The sequence below is a fragment of the Allomuricauda sp. CAU 1633 genome, assembly GCF_017313225.1.
Classification (GTDB): Bacteria; Bacteroidota; Bacteroidia; order Flavobacteriales; family Flavobacteriaceae; genus Flagellimonas.
The window spans coordinates 591,795-612,133 of record NZ_JAFLNE010000002.1 but is presented as its reverse complement, the minus strand read 5'-3'; the positions used below and the strand labels follow the sequence as shown (position 1 = coordinate 612,133).

20 protein-coding genes are annotated in these 20,339 nt (G+C 46.2%); 8 read left to right on the top strand and 12 right to left on the bottom strand.

Going from position 1 to position 20,339, the window contains the following annotated elements:
* Positions 1 to 7 precede the first annotated feature (7 nt).
* The 5 genes from J0X14_RS07735 to J0X14_RS07715 are packed head-to-tail and all read right to left on the bottom strand — an operon-like array spanning position 8 to position 4,418.
* Positions 8 to 847: a hypothetical protein gene (locus tag J0X14_RS07735; protein WP_207097182.1), complete on the bottom strand. Its 840-nt coding sequence runs from the start codon at positions 845 to 847 to the stop codon at positions 8 to 10.
* Positions 847 to 1,452 carry a conjugal transfer protein gene (locus J0X14_RS07730; protein WP_242527950.1) on the bottom strand — a complete coding sequence of 202 codons (606 nt, stop codon included), beginning with the start codon at positions 1,450 to 1,452 and terminating at the stop codon, positions 847 to 849. Before J0X14_RS07730 ends, J0X14_RS07735 begins: the two co-directional genes overlap by 1 nt.
* Positions 1,449 to 3,860, bottom strand: coding sequence for a TraG family conjugative transposon ATPase (locus J0X14_RS07725; protein ID WP_207097181.1), 2,412 nt, complete (start codon positions 3,858 to 3,860; stop codon positions 1,449 to 1,451). Before J0X14_RS07725 ends, J0X14_RS07730 begins: the two co-directional genes overlap by 4 nt.
* Positions 3,847 to 4,131, bottom strand: a complete 285-nt coding sequence (locus tag J0X14_RS07720; protein ID WP_207097180.1) for a hypothetical protein — start codon at positions 4,129 to 4,131, stop codon at positions 3,847 to 3,849. Before J0X14_RS07720 ends, J0X14_RS07725 begins: the two co-directional genes overlap by 14 nt.
* Positions 4,131 to 4,418: a hypothetical protein gene (locus tag J0X14_RS07715; RefSeq protein ID WP_207097179.1), complete on the bottom strand. Its 288-nt coding sequence runs from the start codon at positions 4,416 to 4,418 to the stop codon at positions 4,131 to 4,133. Before J0X14_RS07715 ends, J0X14_RS07720 begins: the two co-directional genes overlap by 1 nt.
* Positions 4,419 to 4,978: 560 nt before the next feature.
* Here J0X14_RS07715 and J0X14_RS07710 point away from each other — a divergent pair.
* The 3 genes from J0X14_RS07710 to J0X14_RS07700 are packed head-to-tail and all read left to right on the top strand — an operon-like array spanning position 4,979 to position 8,046.
* A complete protein-coding gene (locus tag J0X14_RS07710) occupies positions 4,979 to 7,180 on the top strand; it encodes a hypothetical protein (RefSeq protein WP_207097178.1) in 2,202 nt (733 codons plus the stop codon).
* A 36-nt stretch (positions 7,181 to 7,216) separates the two neighbouring features.
* Positions 7,217 to 7,369, top strand: a complete 153-nt coding sequence (locus J0X14_RS07705) for a DUF1737 domain-containing protein (RefSeq protein ID WP_207097177.1) — start codon at positions 7,217 to 7,219, stop codon at positions 7,367 to 7,369.
* Between the two features lie 29 nt (positions 7,370 to 7,398).
* Positions 7,399 to 8,046: a hypothetical protein gene (locus J0X14_RS07700; RefSeq protein ID WP_207097176.1), complete on the top strand. Its 648-nt coding sequence runs from the start codon at positions 7,399 to 7,401 to the stop codon at positions 8,044 to 8,046.
* Positions 8,047 to 8,052: 6 nt separating this feature from the next.
* Here J0X14_RS07700 and J0X14_RS07695 read toward each other — a convergent pair whose 3' ends face one another.
* From J0X14_RS07695 to J0X14_RS07675, 5 genes are all read right to left on the bottom strand, one after another.
* Positions 8,053 to 8,715 (bottom strand): ATPase, encoded by a 663-nt coding sequence (locus tag J0X14_RS07695; protein WP_207097175.1) that lies wholly within the window; start codon positions 8,713 to 8,715, stop codon positions 8,053 to 8,055.
* Positions 8,712 to 9,251, bottom strand: coding sequence for a hypothetical protein (locus tag J0X14_RS07690; protein ID WP_207097174.1), 540 nt, complete (start codon positions 9,249 to 9,251; stop codon positions 8,712 to 8,714). The genes J0X14_RS07695 and J0X14_RS07690 overlap by 4 nt, the downstream gene beginning before the upstream one ends.
* Positions 9,252 to 9,254: 3 nt before the next feature.
* Entirely contained in the window at positions 9,255 to 9,533 is a 279-nt protein-coding gene (locus J0X14_RS07685) for a helix-turn-helix domain-containing protein (RefSeq protein ID WP_207097173.1), read from the bottom strand.
* A gap of 282 nt (positions 9,534 to 9,815) precedes the next feature.
* Positions 9,816 to 10,655, bottom strand: coding sequence for an RteC domain-containing protein (locus tag J0X14_RS07680; RefSeq protein ID WP_207097172.1), 840 nt, complete (start codon positions 10,653 to 10,655; stop codon positions 9,816 to 9,818).
* Positions 10,656 to 10,667: 12 nt separating this feature from the next.
* A complete protein-coding gene (locus J0X14_RS07675; RefSeq protein ID WP_207097171.1) occupies positions 10,668 to 13,073 on the bottom strand; it encodes an aminotransferase class I/II-fold pyridoxal phosphate-dependent enzyme in 2,406 nt (801 codons plus the stop codon).
* Positions 13,074 to 13,272: 199 nt separating this feature from the next.
* Between J0X14_RS07675 and J0X14_RS07670 the strand changes: the two genes are divergently transcribed.
* The 5 genes from J0X14_RS07670 (at position 13,273) to J0X14_RS07650 (ending at position 16,585) form a co-directional block, all read left to right on the top strand.
* Positions 13,273 to 13,665, top strand: a complete 393-nt coding sequence (locus J0X14_RS07670) for a hypothetical protein (RefSeq protein ID WP_207097170.1) — start codon at positions 13,273 to 13,275, stop codon at positions 13,663 to 13,665.
* Positions 13,666 to 13,670: 5 nt separating this feature from the next.
* Positions 13,671 to 14,606, top strand: coding sequence for an AraC family transcriptional regulator (locus tag J0X14_RS07665; RefSeq protein ID WP_207097169.1), 936 nt, complete (start codon positions 13,671 to 13,673; stop codon positions 14,604 to 14,606).
* Between the two features lie 84 nt (positions 14,607 to 14,690).
* Positions 14,691 to 15,137: a MauE/DoxX family redox-associated membrane protein gene (locus J0X14_RS07660; RefSeq protein ID WP_207097168.1), complete on the top strand. Its 447-nt coding sequence runs from the start codon at positions 14,691 to 14,693 to the stop codon at positions 15,135 to 15,137.
* Entirely contained in the window at positions 15,134 to 16,231 is a 1,098-nt protein-coding gene (locus tag J0X14_RS07655) for a hypothetical protein (RefSeq protein WP_207097167.1), read from the top strand. Before J0X14_RS07660 ends, J0X14_RS07655 begins: the two co-directional genes overlap by 4 nt.
* Positions 16,232 to 16,309: 78 nt before the next feature.
* On the top strand, positions 16,310 to 16,585 hold the full coding sequence (locus tag J0X14_RS07650) for a DUF6520 family protein (protein WP_207097166.1): 276 nt from the start codon (positions 16,310 to 16,312) through the stop codon (positions 16,583 to 16,585).
* Between the two features lie 43 nt (positions 16,586 to 16,628).
* Here the strand turns inward: J0X14_RS07650 and J0X14_RS07645 are convergent, their stop codons facing one another.
* Positions 16,629 to 19,010, bottom strand: a complete 2,382-nt coding sequence (locus J0X14_RS07645) for a zinc-dependent metalloprotease (protein WP_207097165.1) — start codon at positions 19,008 to 19,010, stop codon at positions 16,629 to 16,631.
* A complete protein-coding gene (locus J0X14_RS07640) occupies positions 18,928 to 20,328 on the bottom strand; it encodes a RagB/SusD family nutrient uptake outer membrane protein (protein ID WP_207097164.1) in 1,401 nt (466 codons plus the stop codon). Before J0X14_RS07640 ends, J0X14_RS07645 begins: the two co-directional genes overlap by 83 nt.
* Between the last annotated feature and the right edge of the window lie 11 nt (positions 20,329 to 20,339).

Below are 20,339 nucleotides of genomic sequence, written 5' to 3'. Positions count from 1 at the left end.
ATCTAAATTATCCGGTGAACAATCGAAGGGTGAAATTAGTGGCACGACGATAGAGCTTGAATTTGAGCAACACGATAAATCCAATGGTCCCGAGTTCAATGATCGGGGCAAAGAACTCACTGCCCCAGTCAAATCCGAACAGATTCACCCAGAAATTGGTACTGATCTCGGTATAGAGATTATTGACAAATACATTGACCAGAAAAAAGGCGGGGACCAACATATAGACCCCTGCATAGAGTTTAAAGTAGCCATAGGCCAGGGAACGGAACTTTTCAAATACGGCCAGGCTGATCACCAAGGGAAAAAAGGCCTGTAGAATCCCCAACAGGAAATACCGCTCTGCCAGGAACAAGGGATAGATGAACAGATCCATCAACCAAAGGATGACCCCCATGATAAAGGCCAACACCTTCAATCCATACAGCGGCGTGACCAGGGCCTCGTACAAAAGCGCCATGGCCTTTTTGGCGGCTTCCAAGGCACCCACATCCCGTTCCAGGTCCACATTCTGAAGCTGCAATGGGAGGAGTGCCGGAGCCGTATCTCGGTATTGGGCCTCAATGGCCACCAAGATGCCATCGAACATCCCCAACACCTCGGTAGAAAAGATGACCAACAACACAACCAAAAAGTTTTTTGCCAGTTCGGTCGGGGTAAGCCCCCAAGTATGGCCATCCGTACTGGCAATGCCCTCATTGTATTTCTTCAGCACATTGACCAAAAAGAACAGCACGGCCAAGGTCTTCATCCCAACGATGGTATATTGGGAAAAGTCACTGTCCTTGATGGTCTGGAAGACCGCATCCACATATTCCAATCCGATGCCCAAAAAGAAGCCTCCCATCAGTAGTTCGTTTCCCGGTTATTGATGATATCCTGCATCCGACGGAAGGAGATGATCTCGCGATACTGTCGGGTCTTCACTTCCAACTCGGCCACCATCTCCTGGGATAACTTTTTCTTTTCCATCAAAATGGTCGTACGCTCCGCATCGGTCATCTTCAAGAAATCACTGGACAAGATCTGGTTCACAAAATCCAGATCATCGATGGCCATTTCCATAATCCGTTCAAAGGAACGGGACACCTGTTCTATTTCCTCGGCTTTGATATACGGGGAATTCAGGATATCCCTCAGTTCATTTTGGACAGTTTGAAACAAGATCTCGTTGTTCCGTGCCAGTTCCCGCACCGCCTTCAATTGTTTAATGGTATTGTTCACTTTGACAATATTGTCCTTCTGTTCTTTTAAAAACTCCACGGTTTTCAACAGTTCCGTGGTCTGTTTTGCTGACTCCAACAGCGATTTGGTCATACTGATAAAGTTCGTATTGTCATACACCGGCATCCCCTGGGCCGTGGCACGGCCGGGCAGGTATAATACCATGGTCAGGACCAATACGAATGTCAGGCAATTGATCTTACGGTTTCGTTTCTTATTTGCTTTCATGTTCCAATATTTTTTTGATTAATAAATTCAGTAATTGCTTCTTCCATGGATCCCAATTGATCATACAGTGCCATGATCTCATCGTTTTCCACGCCATCGGTGAGATAAGCAGCATATACTTCAGGGGGCACCTCCAATCGGAAGATGTTGCTCTCCCTGCCAATCTTGATAAAGATTTCTGTGTATTTGCGTTCCCCCGCCAGATGGTTTCGGATAGACTTCAATTGATTGAGATCATGGTTGGAAAGGTTCAGCCTCCTTGCGAGTCCAGCATAACCCTTCTCATTGCGTAAACTGTATATGACTTGTGTATTCTCCAAAATACTGGCCGAGGTGGCATTTTCAGGTAACTGGTTGATGGATTGGAGTACAATACCAATGGCACCGTTCTGTTTTCGGATGGCTTGATAATAAAACTCCACACTCTCCAACACACTGGGAAACTTCAATTGCTTGGCAAATTCATCAAACAGGATGATGCCCCGCTCAGAACGGTTCCGCCAAATGGTCCGCTGGATGGATGATTTGATCAATTTCAGCATGACCGATAGGATTTCCTTATTGTCACGTACCTCGTCCAATTCAAAGACGATGAGACGCTTGTCCTCGATTTTATAGGTCTGATCGGTACCTACATTGAACAAGAAACTGTACAACCCACCTTCCACATATTCCGAAAGGATGTGTAAAAAGGAATAGACGCTAAAATCCGCCTCATGGACCTGGGTTTCTTGTATCAATGTATCCTTACGGGCATCCACAAATTGATACAAGGAAGTAAGGGAATAACCGGTCCTGACCTTTTTGTAATAATGCAACAATACTTTCTTGATAGCCACTTGTTTGGATTTGGATGCCTTATCCTCGTCCATGAGTTCCGCAAGGAATAAGGCAAGGTCCTCCAATCGCTCCGGGGTCAGGTCCGAATCCTCTGAAATAAAAAAGGGATTGATGCCCAGATTTTTTCCCTGTTCATATCGCAGGATCACATGGTCATCCGGGTACAGTTTGGCAAACTTGGCATAGGAACCTCCCAGATCAATGATGACCAGCCGAACACCGGCCTCAAAGTATTGTCGTAGGATATTATTGGCCAAAAACGATTTGCCTTCCCCTGTCGGGGCAAAAATCGCAAAGTTACGTGCCTTGATACGCCGCTTCCCCTCATCCCACACATCCTTGAACACAGGAATATTGTACTGTCTATCATTGAAAAGGATGCCTCCACTATCCGATTGATAGTTGGTGTTATTGATGGTCAGGCATAGGGCATGCTTGAGATCGGTGACATAGAGGTCCCCATTGGAAAAATGGGTGGCATGGCAAGGATGGGAATTCAGGAAATAATGTTTGCGCTCTTCCCCACTGGGCGCATAGGGCCGAATATCCAATTCCTTGAGCCCTGCCTTTATCTTGGAGGCCATTCGTTTCAATCCTTCCCTTTCTTGATGCCAAAACACCACGTTCAAGTGTCCCCGGACCATACGGGAACTATCATCCGAATTGATCTGGTCCACAACTTTTTGGATCTTTTTAAGGACCACCTTGTTCTGTGTCCCAAAATTGGAACTCTTGGATAATTCTTCCATTTTCTTATCGAGGACTTTGCGCCATTTATGGTTGTCCTCGAGGTACAGGATATGATTGACAATGTGGTTCTCCTTCAATTCCAAGCCAAGCCTATCGATGAACCCTTGGTGAAATACAAAATCGTCCGAGGCAAACCCGTTGTTGGGCCTACTGCTCTGCACCTCCCCACCGAAGCACAGTTCATTGTTGATGGCCAGCACATCAAAATAATGGTCCCCGATTTCAATACCCTTCGTGTTCAATAGGATATCCGTATCCACATCTGCATTAAACCCATTGAAATAATCATGGGTATGCTCCAAGATACCTTTCGCTGTCATCGGGCTTATCGTAATCCATTTGGAGTTGTTGATATAGCTTACCGAGTCATGGACCGCCGTAATAAACTCGGCCACCTGCACATCCAATTTCCGGTGGTATCCCTTCTCCATCTTTCGAAAGGGATTAACATATTTGGAAGCATTCAAGGTCTTATCCAAGGGCAGCACAAAAAAAAGACGACTGCGATGAAGCAGGTATCCCCTGTCCTTAAAATAATCATGGGTTGCTTTGGACAAAAAAGTCTCCTTGGGTAGTGCTTCCCCTGAAAATAGGGTCCTTTGATAGCTATCCTGCCTATGGATGACCGTCCCGGTGGGCAAAGCCTTGAAGGCTTGGAACCAAATACCGTGTATTTCCTCAAAGTCCTTCTCCGAAAGGGAATAGACCTCTGGCAGATCGACCTCATGGCACAGCACCACATTGCCATTGTTGGCAAAGACCACATGGTTCTGGATGTCCAATATGGGATGATATGTATTCAAATCAATACTGGACATGGGACAAGGGACTTAAGTGTTTGTTGCTGATCATATCAGGAAATGTCTTGCTGACCGTAATCTGAAATGGTCTTTTGACCCACTGGCCCAATGCCCCATAGAGCAGGACATTGAACAACAGCAGGCCCACGATGACACCAAAATGAAATGTGAATATGACAATCAATAGGGAGCATACCACAGAGACCATCATCAGGGCAAAAAAGGGAATGGGTAGGCCCATGATCAGGGCCCTCATTCGAATATTTCTATAGACCTTGTACCGTTTCATCAGACCACGATTCCTATGAGATAGGTAAAGATGCCCACAACGGCCCCGGCAATCAAGACAAAGACCAGGACACGTGTAATCCCCTTTTTTAAGTCTGCGTTCTCGCCAAAAAAATGACCGGCATTGAATAGGAAGCCCACCAAGAAGATGACCCCTAAAATGATGGGGAAGATGGCCCGGATGGTATCCGAAATATCATTGACCGAATCCTCAATGCCACCGATTTGGGCTAAAAGGGCACTCGAAGTAAAAAGAAACAATAGGGTAATTAAAAAAGGTTTTCGCATATCGTAAATGTTTGATTACTGGACGATTTTTGATATGTGAAAAGTAACAGTAATATTGATTCATATATCTGAATATCAGATATTTGTGTATAAAATTAATATTGTTTCCATATGGATGTAATTGTCTTTACTTGACCTCATATTAAATGGATTTCGTGGAACACTGTGTTGATAGCAAAGACTGTCCTTTTCTTTCCCTAAGGTCAATCATTCTTTTTCCATCAATGTCACTTAGAAATTTACTGCTGCGACCAATTGCCTAAAAATGTTTCTAGGGTTATTTCATACTTTAAAAATCTAATATTCAGTTATTTAAAAAAAATCTTATATTTAGACATCCCCCTTGTTTTTGTGAACATATATGACAAGCAGCTTTTTCCAGAACGCTGTTCAGGCTATCCATAATGAAAACATTGCATCAAGTATGGCGGTTCGTTCGCTATTTAAGTGAATGGTTAAAAATGATTATTTCCCAGCTACCAAGTCATGGGGTCTCGATTTTCTTCCTTGTATTGCTATACATCCTTTTGTGGCAATTTCCCCAAACGAAGGATCTGCTGATGATTTTGAACCAAAGTGAGAACCATTGGGTCGCTACTACATTCTTCTTTTCGAGTCTTGTGGTCTTTGCCTTTCTTGTGGGCAACGCACATGATTTCAGTGATTCAACGGAAGGGTTCAAGGAATCCCTCATGGCGCTTGATAGCAAAGAGAAGGTTTTACGCCCCCTTTTGTCCATGGACAACAAAACACTGATGTCCCACAAAAAAGACCTCAGGGAATCAGAGACACCGGAGAACTTTATCAAAAGGATGCTTCCCAAGGTTTTGGGCACCATATTGATCTTAATTACCGCTTTTGCCTCCTTAAACTCGTTCTTTGAGATACAGGCCACGAATATCGACAACACGGCGGGTAAATTATTCCTGGTCGCCATGATTCCCCTGATACTATCCCTTAACCAAGACATTTCCAATGCCTTGAATGCCATTATGGTCAAGGCTGGGGGCCATGACTGGTACCCCTTCCTACTTGCAGTCATCTTAGTGCTAGGAATAACCCTATTGGGATTCTTCAATGAAGGAGGAAACGACGATGATCTAATTCGGTTGTTTTTCTCGCTTTTGTTTTTGGCCTTCCTGTTCTTCCTGGTGACAACCTCATATTCCAAGATCATACTTCGTATTAAATATAGGTTCGGGGGCCACTTGGTCCTGTCAATAATGGTAGCGACCTTCTTGTTTTACTGTGCCCTATTGGTTGAACCCAGGATTCCGACGAATATCGAGCTCAATCCCCTGACCACCATAAATGTCTGTTTGCTGAGTATTTTCACTTTGCTGACCATGCTCAGGGCCTTGGGAAAAAAGACAGGGCTTCCGGTGGTTTCCATGACCCTTTTGGCATTGGTGACCGTGGGCATCATGACTGCCTCAAAGAGCAATTTTGACCATTATGATGTCAGTACCACAGCGAAGACCATTGAATACACCAAAAGGCCTTCCTTGGAGACCTATATCAAACAATGGATACAGGAACGAAGGCCCTCAATAGAGGCCCATAGCCACGAAAAACCGTTCATTGTTGTTTTTGTCTCCTCCGAAGGGGGTGGATCCAGGGCGGGACTATGGGCATTTTTGGTCAACAGTTATCTTTATGAGGAGAACAAAGCTTATTTTGACCGAAATCTTTTTTCCATGACCGGCGCATCAGGGGGAATGGTAGGCAATGCCATGTTCTATGCCGTTGCATCGCATAACTATCATAAGAACGATACCATAAATTTAAAAAACCCAAAGGGTGACGTATTCACCTATAAGGCAAGTAGCATATACTTTAACGATTACCTATCCACTTCGGTTGCAGCACTCTTGGGAAGGGATTTCTTTCAGAGCATCCTAGGTATTTGGGATTTTTGTGATAGGTCAAGTTTATTGGAACTTGAATGGGAGAAGGGTTATTCGGCGGTTTTCAAGGACATCGACCTTGGTGAGGAATTTTTGTCCAAACAGCCCCCAAGCACTCTTGGGACCCCACCCCTACTCATTATCAACACCGTAAATGTCCAAAAAGGTAACTACTCCTTGATAAGCCCAGTGGACTTTTCCAAGGATTATAGAAATCTCAATGTGTTCAATGATTTTTTAAACGATTTCAACAGGGATAGTTTACATAAATCCAAATCCATAAAATATTCAACGGCGATGTCCCTGTCCGCACGCTTCCCATTTTTAAGTCCGGTGGGAAGGGTAAAAGGGGTAGGACAGTTTATGGATGCAGGTTATTATGACAATATTGGCGGAACGGTCACAAGAAGACTTTACAATGCCTTTGAGGCTATCGTAAAGAATGATCCGGACTTTAAGGACATCCGTGATAAAATGTGTCCCCTTTTCCTGACCATTGGCAACATGGATTCCAATAAAAAGAAGCCATCAGACCAAGACTCGGTTCCCTATAGGGCACAGATTGTGGCACCTGCGGTAGGGGTACTTAATGCGACCTTTTGGCAAGCAGAGGAAATGAAAAAGACTTTTGGTGACGAATATCTCGTGGAGTCAAAAAAGGTTACCATCATTTTGGACAAGGAGACCAGGGAAGCGTTACAACTTACTAGTACTGTTGGCAAAGAGGTCACCCCAGAATTGCCCTTAGGACGCCATTTGTCAAGAACAGTGATTCAGGCCATGGAGGAGAACCTTGCCGACAACAAAGAGGCAATGGCAAAACTTAAAAGGCTGTTGCAGGAAATTGAAGACTGAAATTAGGCTTAAACAAATGTATAAACCAAAAGTCAAATGAAATATAAAGTTTTATTACATACCGATCGTGAGGTGTTGGCCTCATTGGTTGAAGAACACCTAAATATTGATTGGTCCCTGGAAGGAGTGTCCATGACAGTCAACAGCGAAAATGATATCGCTTTTGCACAGGCCATGACAAAGACCTGACACCTTCAAAATCTCAATTCTATGATACCATGACAAAAGCGACGACCAACAAATTTTCAATAAAAAAGTTCCTTAGGGAAAAGGTGCTTTTAAAGTGGACGGCCATTGAAAGAATAGGTAACAGTAAGATTGCAAAGCAGAGTTATATCTGGTTTTTTATTATTCCAATGCTTGCCAAACTTTTAGAAAATGTTCCACCTGAAATTTCTTTTGACCTCATTTCCATGGAGCCCATTCCGATAAACTTAGAATTTCCGTTCCGATGGTATGTACTTTTTGCCGTGGGTCTTCTTTTTATCTTGGCCAATATGATATACATGGCCAGTTGCCCCCACATTGTAAAGGAGTTTAGGAATTATTCGCAATTCAATGAATCGGGTTATCCTACACTTTATTTGGTCGAACAAGGCAAACTGAACAAAATGGACCAAAATGAAACCGAGCAATTATTGAAATTATACAAGGATAGTCAGACAGACCCAAGATTTGTAAGCTTTCAAAAGGAAGCATACCTAAACAAACAAAAAGAGTATTTTGATGAAGTTTATATTAGGGCAAATGCATCGCTTCCATGGGTACGATTACTGGGAACCTTTGTAATTTATGCAGCGGCGGTACTTATCTTGAATCTGTTCCTTGAAAACATTTTAGCTGTATATGAAATGGCTGCCAAATGAACCTTTTCAGTTTCTCTTATCCCTACTATTTCCATTGAATGCGACCAAATTAAATAGCTCCCGCATGCGTGACCGCACTCGATTGCCATAGCGTTCCTCGAGCTCTCGGGCATTCAGGTTGGTGGTAGCATGGGTTCTGATACGATGACCCATGAACAATTCATAACGTGACAACAATATTTCCGCGAGCACGTTGCATTCTTTACCAAAATGAACCCCGTCGGGCTCCACCCCTAGGTCATCAAAACAAAAAGAATGGGAATTCCCATAGTCCCCAATGATCTTAAATCCCAAATGGTTGAAGGCAAACACAATATTGCGACTCGGGATAACCTCATAGGGTTTCCTATGCGGTACCATAAGCTTCAAAAGTTTCATCAGACTGGTTTTACCGCATCCCACGGGGCCCGACAACAGTAATCCTTTATCCACATCAATGCCCAATTGTTCGCACCGATCCTTGTCTCGGATAAAATAAAGACTGAGCTTATACAAGATTTCACGATCTTCACGATAGATCTTGAACTTTTTGCCGAACACCAATTTACCCTTGGCATCGAGATAGGTCAAAATCTTTTCAAAATCATATTGGATTTCACGTCCTTTAAGAAATCCCAATTCATACTGGGAACTGCCCTCTGTGATGATATGTGGTGCACTGTACTTCAAAGTGGTTGATTGTAGTCTTTGTCCCTACTGGTCCTAAGGTTGTCCCCATTTGGAACAGTGCCATCCTGTTTTGCCAATGTTTTCTTGGAACTGGATTGTTTTTTATTATTTTTTTTCTGTTTGAAATCGTTTTTATTGTTTTCAGGGGTTTGTACTGGTTTGTTGTTAGGTACCAGTGCTTGTCCATTACTTGTCCCATTTTTGGGATGGTCCGGGTACGGTGCTTGTCCATCACTTGTCCCGAAATTGAACATCTTGATCTTGCTTCCCTTATAGGGATTATGGGATGGGGCATACCTGATGTAGCTCCAATGGGAGAGCTCCTTGATACAGCGGTGATAGGTGGATTTGGAGCCGATTTTTGCCATATCCATGGCTTCTTCCCTATCCACATGGAACGATTCCCGGAACAGTTTGTAGTTCCATAGTTGGAAGAGGGCCATATAGAGGCTGATATGGGTTGGGTTCAAACGGCCATCCTTGGCAAACTGGCCAAAGACCCCGTTCAAATGTCTGATATAATTGATTTCCTCCAAAACTTAGATTCGGTTATGGATCTTGTTCCTTTCAAGAACTTCCATGATTTCATGGTACTCATAATACAGAACCCCGCCTATCTTGGTATAGGGCAGTGTACCATTGACACGGAGGTTCTGGAGGGTCCCCGGGGAAATCCCCAATAGTTCCCTTACTTCGTTTGATTTGAGCCATTTCTTGTTGTGGTCTCCGTTTTCCTTTTGTATCAGCTCCTTGATATCATCCAAGAGTTCCATTTTGAATTCTCTTAAATCTTCAGTTGTGATGATGGTTGCTCCCATAATTTTGTATTTTTAAAAGAAGGACCACCATACTACTTTAATTTCATTTGGCGGCCCTTCCACAGATTTGACTTTCAAGTACAAAACTGAAAAAGCTTTTTCGAATAATATCCCAAGTTGGTACCAACTTGGTAACGATTTTTTTTAATAAAATAGGGTGCTATCCGGTTGGTTTTGAGCCACACTGCAAACAACATTAAAACAATAATTCGGAATATTGGGCATCAAAATGATACCAAACAAAAATTCCCAAGTTGGTACCAACTTGGGAAAAAATGTATCTCACTCATCCAAGGAATCCATCCGTTGGTTCAGCATCTCGATGAGCTTGTCCAAAAAGCGGGTCTTGCTACTTTTCCTGGAGCGTATATCGATAAAGGTATGGTAGTAATTGCCGAGGTCCACATTGTAAAAATGTTCAAAATGGGAAGCCAGTTCCTTGATGTCCACTGTTCCACTATTGATGGAACTACTGGCATGGAGTGCGTAGAGCAGTTCGATCAGGTCGGTCTTGCTACCGGTCCAGAATAATTTAGAGGGTTTTTCCATAGGTGTGTTCTTTTGGGGTTCGAGGGAATTGTTCAGGTCATCCACTTCTTTTCTCAGGTATACGATGAGCATATCATAGGCCATAATGGTGGCCACGGTCCCGTCCTGACAGGTCGAGAACTGGTCATCGATCAAAAAGTGGAAAGATTCTAGGGGAAGCCGCAGATCTCGGTTGCCCCTGACAAAATACCGTTCGTCCAGTGACATGGCACCACGGCGGTAATAATTATAGAATTCAAGGTTATCGTTGAAAAAGGTCTGGAACTTATCGATCTGGTGCTGGAGGTATTTGATCTGGGAAGGGTTCTTCCCTCGTGGGCGTTTGCTCTCGATATTGAAGAGCTTGACATAATAGATCAGTTTGCTGAATATCTGGGGCTTGACGTGCTTGAAGAAATAGATTTCATCCGCTTGGGTGACAAAGGTCTTCCCCGCAATTTGTTTTTGCAGCTTCCGGATACTCTTCTCCACCAGCACGATTCCCTTTTCCGCTTTGAAGAGGACATCCCCGTTCCCATTTTCCAGTGCATCCAATTGCGCCTCGAATTCAGATAGCAGCTTTTGGTATTTCATGACAGCTTCCCCTCAATGTTGGCCCTCCATGACCCCGAGCAGTTCTAATATAAAATTGTCATCGGTCTGAAGGTAGGCGTACTTATCCTGTACCGTAGCGCCGAGTTTTCTTTTTTCAAACGCGGCGGTCATCCCAAAATCGATATTGGGAAAACCCCGTTCAATGGCACGTTCGATGGTCCGGTACAACAACTGCCGATAGGTTGCATACTCCTCCAATGTGGAATAGTCCATCCCCACAAATGCCGGTACATATACCTTACCAATGTTGTTGTAACAGAACATCACCCCCAGTACCCTATTCGTTTGATCAAGGGGGTTCAACAGGATGAACTCCCATAAAGGGCTTTCGTTCATTCGTTCAAATAGGGAATCGGGAAAGGAGAAGGTGTTCAGGCCTAAATTTCTGGCCTGTACCTCCCCGAACAGCTTTTTGACCTGTACCAACTGTGAACGGTCAAGTTTTGGAAGTACCTGTTTGTTGACCCGTCCAAGAAAAGGCTTGATATCCTTTCTGAAATGCCTACGGTTCCTTGACGACAGGCCTTGCACATAGGTTTCGATGGATTCCGCTCCCTTAAGTTGCACGGCACAGGAATTGGGCATTCGTACCCTCAAGAACCCATGGCCATACAACGTATCGTTCCAAGGAGTCTCCTTTGGAAAATCCCGTAGCACGGTCATTTTGGCGCCCAAGTTCCGTTCCTGCGTTTCCATCCATTCCAAGAGAGCATGCTTTGCCCGCCCCGACCATTGATGGGACGGGTCAAAGTACATATGGGATCCTTCAGTGAACAGGCATCCCATGGAAAGCACCTGTGAGGACAGATGGTAAGGATGGGTCAAACGCTCCTCTTCTATGGCCTGCGACACCTTGGCATCGGCCAGCATATCATCCTTCCAGAGGGACAGGGACAAAAAGACCACTAAAATGGGAACCCCGTTATTGTCCCGTATCATCACATACCGGAACATCCAATTGTGCTCAGGTTTCGCATTTCCCTGAAATACCACTTCCAAGAACCTCAGACCGTCCCAATCATAGACGCCCTGTCCCCCCAAGTAACAGTTCCACTCCGCCCGGTCCACCTGCTCAATGGATTCCAACACTTCGACTTGTGGCCCATCCACAACTTTCTGAACGCTTTTGATGCGGGGTTCCAATTTAAAGGCATGGAACACCCGGTCAGCATTCGTATGGGTCTCTTCCAGCGCCTTCGGAAAATGATGCTCAATGGCTTCCACCAATGTCTTTATCTCCTCCAGTTGGTTATGCCGCGAAATGGTGATGCGGACCCCTGTGTTCTTGACAGGGACCGCGGGGAATATCCCCAGGTTCACAAAATACCCTTCCCGCATGAGACGGTTCACAAAATTGTACCCTGTCTTGGGCATTCCTGTTCCAATGTAGAAGACCGGGGATCCATTCTGGTCGATAAGGGGCAGTCCCGTATCCGACAGATATCCATTGAAGTGATCAATACGCTTGCGCAGTTCCTTTTGCAGTTCATATATCTCGGGGGATAGATGTATTTGGGCCGAGGCCATCGCTGCGGCCACGGAGGCCGGTTCCAATTGGGCCGAAAATGTGAGCGGTCCACCAAAGGTCTTGATCTTGTCGTACAGCCGTGGATTTGAACAGGCCAATACGGCCCCACTGGCCCCAAAGGTCTTGCTCAGGGTCCCGAACAAAAGGACATTTTCGGGCAGTTCGCCCAATTGGTCCAAAACATAGCCCGTACCGTTTTTGCCCACCCAACTCATGCCATGCACGTCGTCAAAGTAAAAATGGAGCTGTGGATATTTTTTGGAAAGCACCATCAAATCATTGACCGGGGCATAGTCCCCGAACATCGAGTAGATACCATCGGCCATATACCAAATGTGCCTTTTCGTATCACGGTACTTCTTGATCTTGTCCTCCAACATTTCCAAATGGTTGTGACGTATCATCTCAATGGGAACACTCCGGGTCTTGAGCATCTTGGCGGCATTCTGCACGCTCCAATGTACCTGATGGTCCAGAATGATCACATCATCGTCGTCCACCGCACTGGGAATGACCCCCATATGACCAAGGGTACTGTTCTTGGTGATGACAATGGGCTGCCCGTACATTTTTTTGACGGACTCCTCCAGTTCCCTGTACAAGGGATTCGAAATATAGGATTTGGACAATGGGAATTGGGTACCGTACCTATCAATGGCTTCCATCGCCGCTCTCTTTAACCGCACATCCTGTTCCAGTCCCAGATAGCCCGTGGTCCCGAAATGGTACAGTTCCCTGCCCTTGACCTCAATGGTCCTGCCCGAAAAGGAGTTGCCCCCAGCATACAGATGGAGCACCCCTGCATTTTTGGCATCGGTAAATACTTCATGTACGGTGTTCAAAAAATTGTGGTGTTTGATCTTTGCCATCGTGTTTGGTTTGAATTATCATAAAAAGTAATGGCAATTGTCGGATTATATGAACTGATAATTCATATTACTCCGTTTCAGTCAAGCATTATTCCGTTTTAGGCAAGTAAAACTCCTTTTCATTCAAGCAATCACTATCCAACAAAAAACCCATTGCCACTATTTTTGTAAATTGAAAATGCTAACCAGTTTTCAAAAGATGAGAAAAACACATGAGAACAACTATGCCATTTACCTGTTGACCGATGAGCTGTTACATATCATATACAAGAAGGTATCCCATATCGACCTCAAGGCCGCCGAGATCATCGTCAGGGACCGGATGCAGTTGCAACAGGGGAGGGAATTGCCCGTGCTGTGCGATATCCGTGAGGTACGCAACATCAACAAACCGGCAAGGGACTATCTTGCCCTGGAAGGCTCACAATGGATCACCACAATCGCATTTTTGATCGACCCCCCGATCACGGATGTGATCAGTTCCATTTACTTGGAGACCCATCCCAAAAGTGTCCCAACGCGTTCCTTTACGAATAAATCGGAAGCCCTTGCCTTCTTGGGAGTGGAAGATGATTACAATGACAAACCATAAATCGCATGCCAAACAGTGATGACTTTAGGGTAAAACGAATTCATAACATGCTCTTGGAAATGGCCAAGGGCAATTTCTTCCATAGCCTTGAGCCTTCGGAAAAGAATGACAATATCGCCTCCTTGGTGGTCATGCTCAACATGGTCAACGAGGAGATCCGGGCCTCCTTTGTCCACCAAGGTTTTGCCAATGCACACCATACCCCACAGTGCATCATACAACTTTCCCTGCTCATGGATGCCAATGGCACCATTGAGATGGTCACCAATGGTTCCTGTTCCCTCCTGTCCTGTCTGCCCAAGGACGTGATCGGAAAGGGCCTCACCGATCTGATGACCGAAATTTCCCGAAAGAAATGGGCCAAAGAGCTGTCCAAACTCTTGAAAAGGGATAGTTCTGAAACGGTCCTCCACTTGGAGTTGATGACCCACCAGGGCCTCTTGCTTTCCAATGATTGCCACATCTCGGTCTTCAAATCCCTTGATGGGGCAGGCCGAAAAATCCTGTTGAACACCGTATTCTTTTCCAAAGGGGAACCCTTTGAAACGGGGCGACCCAAAAAAACGATGAAGCTGACCAAGGGCATCAAGGAGCCCAAGGTGATCTTGGGCCCAAGGGACATCCAAATGATCAGGGATGTCCATGATATGATCCTCAACAACCTCGAGAAAGATCTACCGCAGTTGAAGGACCTGGCCCTACAAATGGGGACCAATGAGTATAAATTGAAATATGGCTTCAAACAGCTTTACGGCATCACCATATTCCGGTGCCTGGTCCAGGAACGCCTGCGAAAGACCAGGACATTGATCCAGCACAGTGACCTTTCCCTGAAGCAGATTGCCCATATGACGGGATTCAAGAGCCCGGCCCATTTTTCCCGGGCCTTCAAGGACAAGTACGGGCTGTCCCCAAGTGAATTAAGGGAAACCTCCCGATAGTTCCCATTTACTCCCTCTGGGACAAGCAAAACTCCCTTACAAATAAATCCGACCCCCGAACTTTGCCATATCGATACAAAAGATATGAAAGGTTCAAAATACATCATGATCTGGTTGCCCTACTCGGTCAGTATACTCTATGTCATTTTGTTCATCTATGCGGCCACCAGTAAACTGTGGGACTTTCGACAGTTCAAAATACAACTGGGACAGTCCCCGGTTCTGACGGCCTATGCGGACTGGGTGGCCTGGCACGTTCCCGTTACGGAATATATCTTGGCCTTCCTATTACTGTGGGAGACCACAAGGTTAAAGGCACTATATGCCACCCTTGGCCTTATGACCATGTTCACCACCTATATCATCTTGGTGCTCAACTTCAGTGACTATGTTCCCTGTTCCTGTGGTGGCGTCCTTGAGGATCTGGGCTGGACGGAGCACATCGCCTTCAACCTGTTCTTCATCCTTATGGCCTTATCGGCCATTCTTGCCACAGGAACAAAGTCAACCTCAAAAACCAGTCGATCATGAGCACAAAACCCATATACTTCAAACTCTTTGGAACCCTAAGCGTAAGTATAGCAGTGGTCATCCTTCTTTTTCTTGCCTCCGAAAAACAGGTACACCGCAACAATGCCTTTACACGAAGGTACCCGCCCCATCCCGTCATCAAATCTTATGACCTTGACCTTGGGTACAATTCGTATTACATTGCGGGAATTGATAAGGACATACTCTACCTCGGGAACAGTACCGCGCCCCTGCACCTGCTTCGTATCCGGTTAGGGGACAGGGACACCACACACATCGAACTGAGCCTGGAAACCGATTTGGACTCCGTGCGCACCAAAATACTGAACATTCAGGTCCTACCCCCCTATTTCTTTGCCTTGGATGGAATCACCCCAATGATCCTACGGGGCAGTACCGACAACTGGCAGGCCACGGTATGGGCCAAGGACCGGGCGTATTTTTCAAAGGCCCAAGCCATCGACAGCAACCGTATTGCCATCAGGTCCATAAGTGCCAAAACAGGAAGGTCCGTACTCGGGCTCATGGAAAGGGACGACAGTCTCACGGTAACCCTCCACCCTGACATACTCGAGAGAAAACTGGATGGGATCTTTGATGTGGACGGTGCTTTTACCATTACTCCTGACCAGCGACATATCGGTTATGTATATTTCTATCGGAACCAATATCTGATCTTGGACGATCGGCTCCACACCCTCCAAAAGCGCAGCACCATCGACACCGTACAAGAGCCCCAGATCAAACTGACCTCCCTATCGGAAAAGGGAACCACAGAAATGTCCGCCCCACCCTTGTTCATCAATTTGGAAACCGCACTATATGACCGGTACCTTATGATACACTCCAACCGTCTAGGCAAGAATGAACCCACGGACATGTTGGATGAGGCCTCCATCATCGATGTGTACGATTGGAAAGAAGGCACCTATGCATTCAGTTTTTACATCCATCATGTCGAGGGACAACGCCTAAAGGAATTCAAATTGTTCGGTGATCATCTGGTGGCCTTGATGGGACGCCACCTCTCCATATATCAATTGGTCGATGCCTATTTTACCAAATCAACAGGGAACCCTGACCACGAAAAATAAAAATCCTACTGGCCAGTAGTGGGGGAAAGATCGAAAACCCGTGAACAGAGTAGATCATAACATTTAAATATTACTATTATGAAAACAAGAGCGATCAAGTTTTTAATTCCGGCCATGGCCATTGTCTTTGCCATTGTTGCCAGTGCCTTTACGGCCATCGACCAACCGATGAATGAGGATAATGCCTTCATTCCTGGTTATGTCCCAAACACCAATCCTTCCGAGCCCTGTAACGAGGTGCAAGTCCAATGTAAGGCAAATGGGGAATATTCCTGTACCATTGGGAATGACACCTATTTTCGTTTCAAGGATGGGACATCGTGCCACACCGAGTTAAAGAGAGACTATCTTTAGGTCAAAAAAAGGAGCTTCTTTTGAAGCTCCTTTTACATTCCACTCAGGGCAGCCCCATTTTTTCCAATTCCAACAGACACATCCGAATATGCCCCAATGTATTGGTGTCCGATGTGCGGTCATATGCATCGTGCAAGGATACCCTTAAGGCCATAAGCTCAGAAAACATCACACTCTTGGAATAATCGGAATAAATCATATTGGTGTTCCCCATCCCTTGTTTACTGTAATAATTGCCTTGAGAAACCCCTTCCACCAACAGGGAGAGATAGGCCCCTTGCAGACATTGTCTCCGTCGATCCACAATCGGCGACCGTATGTCAAGCTCCCTAAAAAGCCCCGCCCGCAGGTCAGAAAGCAAGGGTTGGACGACGGCTTCCCCAAGGATGGACTCCTCCGTATATTCCAAGCGTTTCATACGGAGTGCATCCATGAATTCCTCCAACAACGTGTGCTGTCGGTTCAACAGGTAATCCGCATTGGTGGAATAACCATACTTTTTCTGAAAATCAGGTTCGGCCAACCACTTCGGGACTTCAAAGGCATGGTCCAACAGAAATGCCAAGGCCTTCTTTTGATCCACCATGGGAATCGCTGAGTATATAGCTCCTTTCTGCGCACCCGATCTGTTCTGGATGGCATAGCCCCCAATCATTGAAAGGACCCGGCGCATCTGCTTGTACCAAAAATCCAGGGTTTTCCTATGGAGCCGCTTTACCAGTTGGTCGTCCCTCTTATCTTGATTGGCACTGGGAATCAAACCCATGACTCGTTCCAGGTTTTTAAGGCCAAGCAGGGTACTCCCGATGGGATCATCATTATCGGAGACCTCCTCCGCACTACCTGGGCCAAGAAATTCAAAAAGCCTAGAGTTGTACCGATACCATGGAAGGGAGTCCTGTTGCCGTACCAAAGGCTCCAAAAAGGGTAGTTCCTCTTCCGGCCCGTCCGCCTGTGGAAAAGGCTGATAGCCCCATTGGATATAATACCTGTCCAAGGGGCCCACCCGTTGTAGTAACAGGGAGGGCGGCACACTGTCCCCGGGCTGTACAATATGGTGGTGTCGGGAATAATTCATGATACTCGGGGTATGCCCCATTGTTTTCAACCATTCAATATCCCTTACCCTTTCAAGCGGATAGGCGAACTCCCCAAAATTGGCATCACGGATCCCAAAGGCATGTCCCGCCTCATGCGCCGTTGTGGATTGGATGAGCGACCCTAAAAGGTCATCAGGAAAAGGATAGGCCTGTGCCCGCTTGTCCAAGGGTGCACAGCGGACAAAATATTCGTCACTCTTGTCGTTGATGTCCATGCCCAACAAGATATCCGCTTTTATGATCTCCCCGCTGCGATAGTCGGTAACGGCCCATATAGTGGAACCGCCAACTTCACTGCCACGCACATCCTCAAGGACCTTCCAACGAATCATGGACCGGTTCAAGCTGGTACGCGAAAAATCCTTATCCCCCTTGGGTACATCCCTTACCTCTATGGCATTGCTGAACCCCGCCCTTTCAAAAGCAGGCAGCCATTCATACACCCCTGCCCTAACATACGGTTTCCATTTTTCAGGGATCTTGGGGTCCAAATAAAATACGATGGGCTCAACAGGTACGCTGGTCTCCGCTCCTTGGTCCCTTTTTTCCAACCGCCAGCGCATAATGCTTCCCTTGGCGGTCAGGGGCATGCTTTCTTGACTATTATATCGATTTTCGTATGAATAGGCCATCCTATGGTCGAACAATCTTGGTTGCATGGGCTTTGGCAGGCGGTATAGGCTGAAGGTCATGTCAAGGCTCGTTCGGTTTTCTTTATAGGCCTGCGTCCGGGTGGTCTCAATAATGGTCTCATTATCAAAATACCGTACCCCTTTGATATAGGACAAGGATGGAATTACGGTTTCCTTGCTGGAAAAGGGCCATGGGATTTCGGCCTTTAGGAACAGATCGGTCACATCGATAAAAAAGGAGTCTTTGGAAGACCGCTCCCTTATTATGGCATAACGTCCAAGGATGTTCGAACGGATGCGGGTGTTTCCGTACATGGGTATGCGTACGCCCGCAAGGGAATTGATCCAAGTTGTACGCAGTTCGATGAAATCGCCCTGTCGGGACCAGACCACTTGTAATTGACTGGAACCGTGCCGTACAAGGAGCATGGGCAGATCGAGCCCTTCCTCCAGCACTTCAAAGACCAGTCGTCCTTGCTCCACTGTCCCCTTGATCCCACAATTGGCCTGCCCCAAAAAAGGGCAGGCCGCTAACCAAATAATAAATAAAAACAAACGTATTTCAGATTGTTTCCCTTTCAAGCGTTTCACAATTATTCCGCTTTGTATTTCAAAATCCATCATTCTGTGGTAATAGGTTTGGGTTTTTAATGAGTTCTTGTTCGGGTATGGGAAGTACGATATCGGTGGCATCCCACCCTGGTTTGGAAATGCCCTGTTCAAGGTCTGCCCTACCGCTCCTTTTGAGATCCATGAACCTATGTCCCAACTCGGAAAAGAGTTCAATGCGCCGCTCATGGTAAATGGCATCCAAGACCTCCTCTTGTCCCATATCCGGGAGCAATGGAAGCGAGGCACGGGCACGGACCGCATTGAGGTACCCAAGGGCCTGGTCAAGCTCCCCCAGTTGGGCACTGGACTCCGCTGCGATCAAATACAGTTCCGACAACCTAAAAAGTATGGAGCATTCCTCCGTTTCGGCCGTGGCATTATAAAGCTTGTACTTATTGGGAAAAAGCCAGGTATCCGTTCCATCGGAGAAGGAACCGACCCAATCAACCAAGCGCTGGTCCCCTTCCTCAAAACTGTCCAATAGCGGTTGGGCCAAGGCAATGTTCGCGGGCGGGGAACTGAGGATGACAAGGGTATAGGCCTCCACGGTATTGTACCCCTGGGTCCCGGGATCCAACTGCCATAGGGTCTCGGCACTCCCCTTTTTAAAGACCGACCCCAATTCCGCTTCCAAGGAACGGCCACTGCTCGCAATGACCCCAATGGATTCTTCCAAGGCCAAGGCCCAATCACCCCTATAGAGGTACACCCGTGCCAAGAGTGCACTGGCCACCCAAGGATCTGGGCGAAAGTGCAGTGCATCATCAGCCGATGTCGACATCAGTTCATTGGCCAAGGTCAGATCCGACACGAGCCTTTGGTACACCGATTCCGTATCCATTCTAGAGACATCCTGGTTCACCCGATAATCCGTGGAATCCAGATATGGGACATCCCCAAAGAGGTTGACCAAATGGAAGTGCAGAAATGCCCTCAAAAAATAGGCCTCCCCCATGAACCGGTCCTTTTCGACCTGGGACAGGGATGTGGAAGAGCCCACGCCCTCCAATATCCTGTTGACGGCATAAATAAGCCCATAACTGGAATTCCAAAGGCTGAGTACGGTAGTGTTCGATGGTAGAACGGCATTGTCATAAAAACTCCGGGCACTCTGTTGGTACTCACTGAAATGATCATATTCATCGGCATAAAGCCCCATGACATAGGATATACCGGAAATATCGCCCGAGACGGGTGAATAGTCCCTCATTTCCGCATAAATATGGGCAAAAGCGGCCTCAACGGTCGAACCGTCCTGGAACACCACCTCCCCTATCAGTTGATGGTTCGGTGGATCTATTTCCAAATATTTTTCACAGGAAAGCGCACAGGTGAGCATGGCCAAAAGACCTAGTTGCAACACCCTGCACATAATCAATTCTTTATAACTAAATTTCATAATGTGTCATT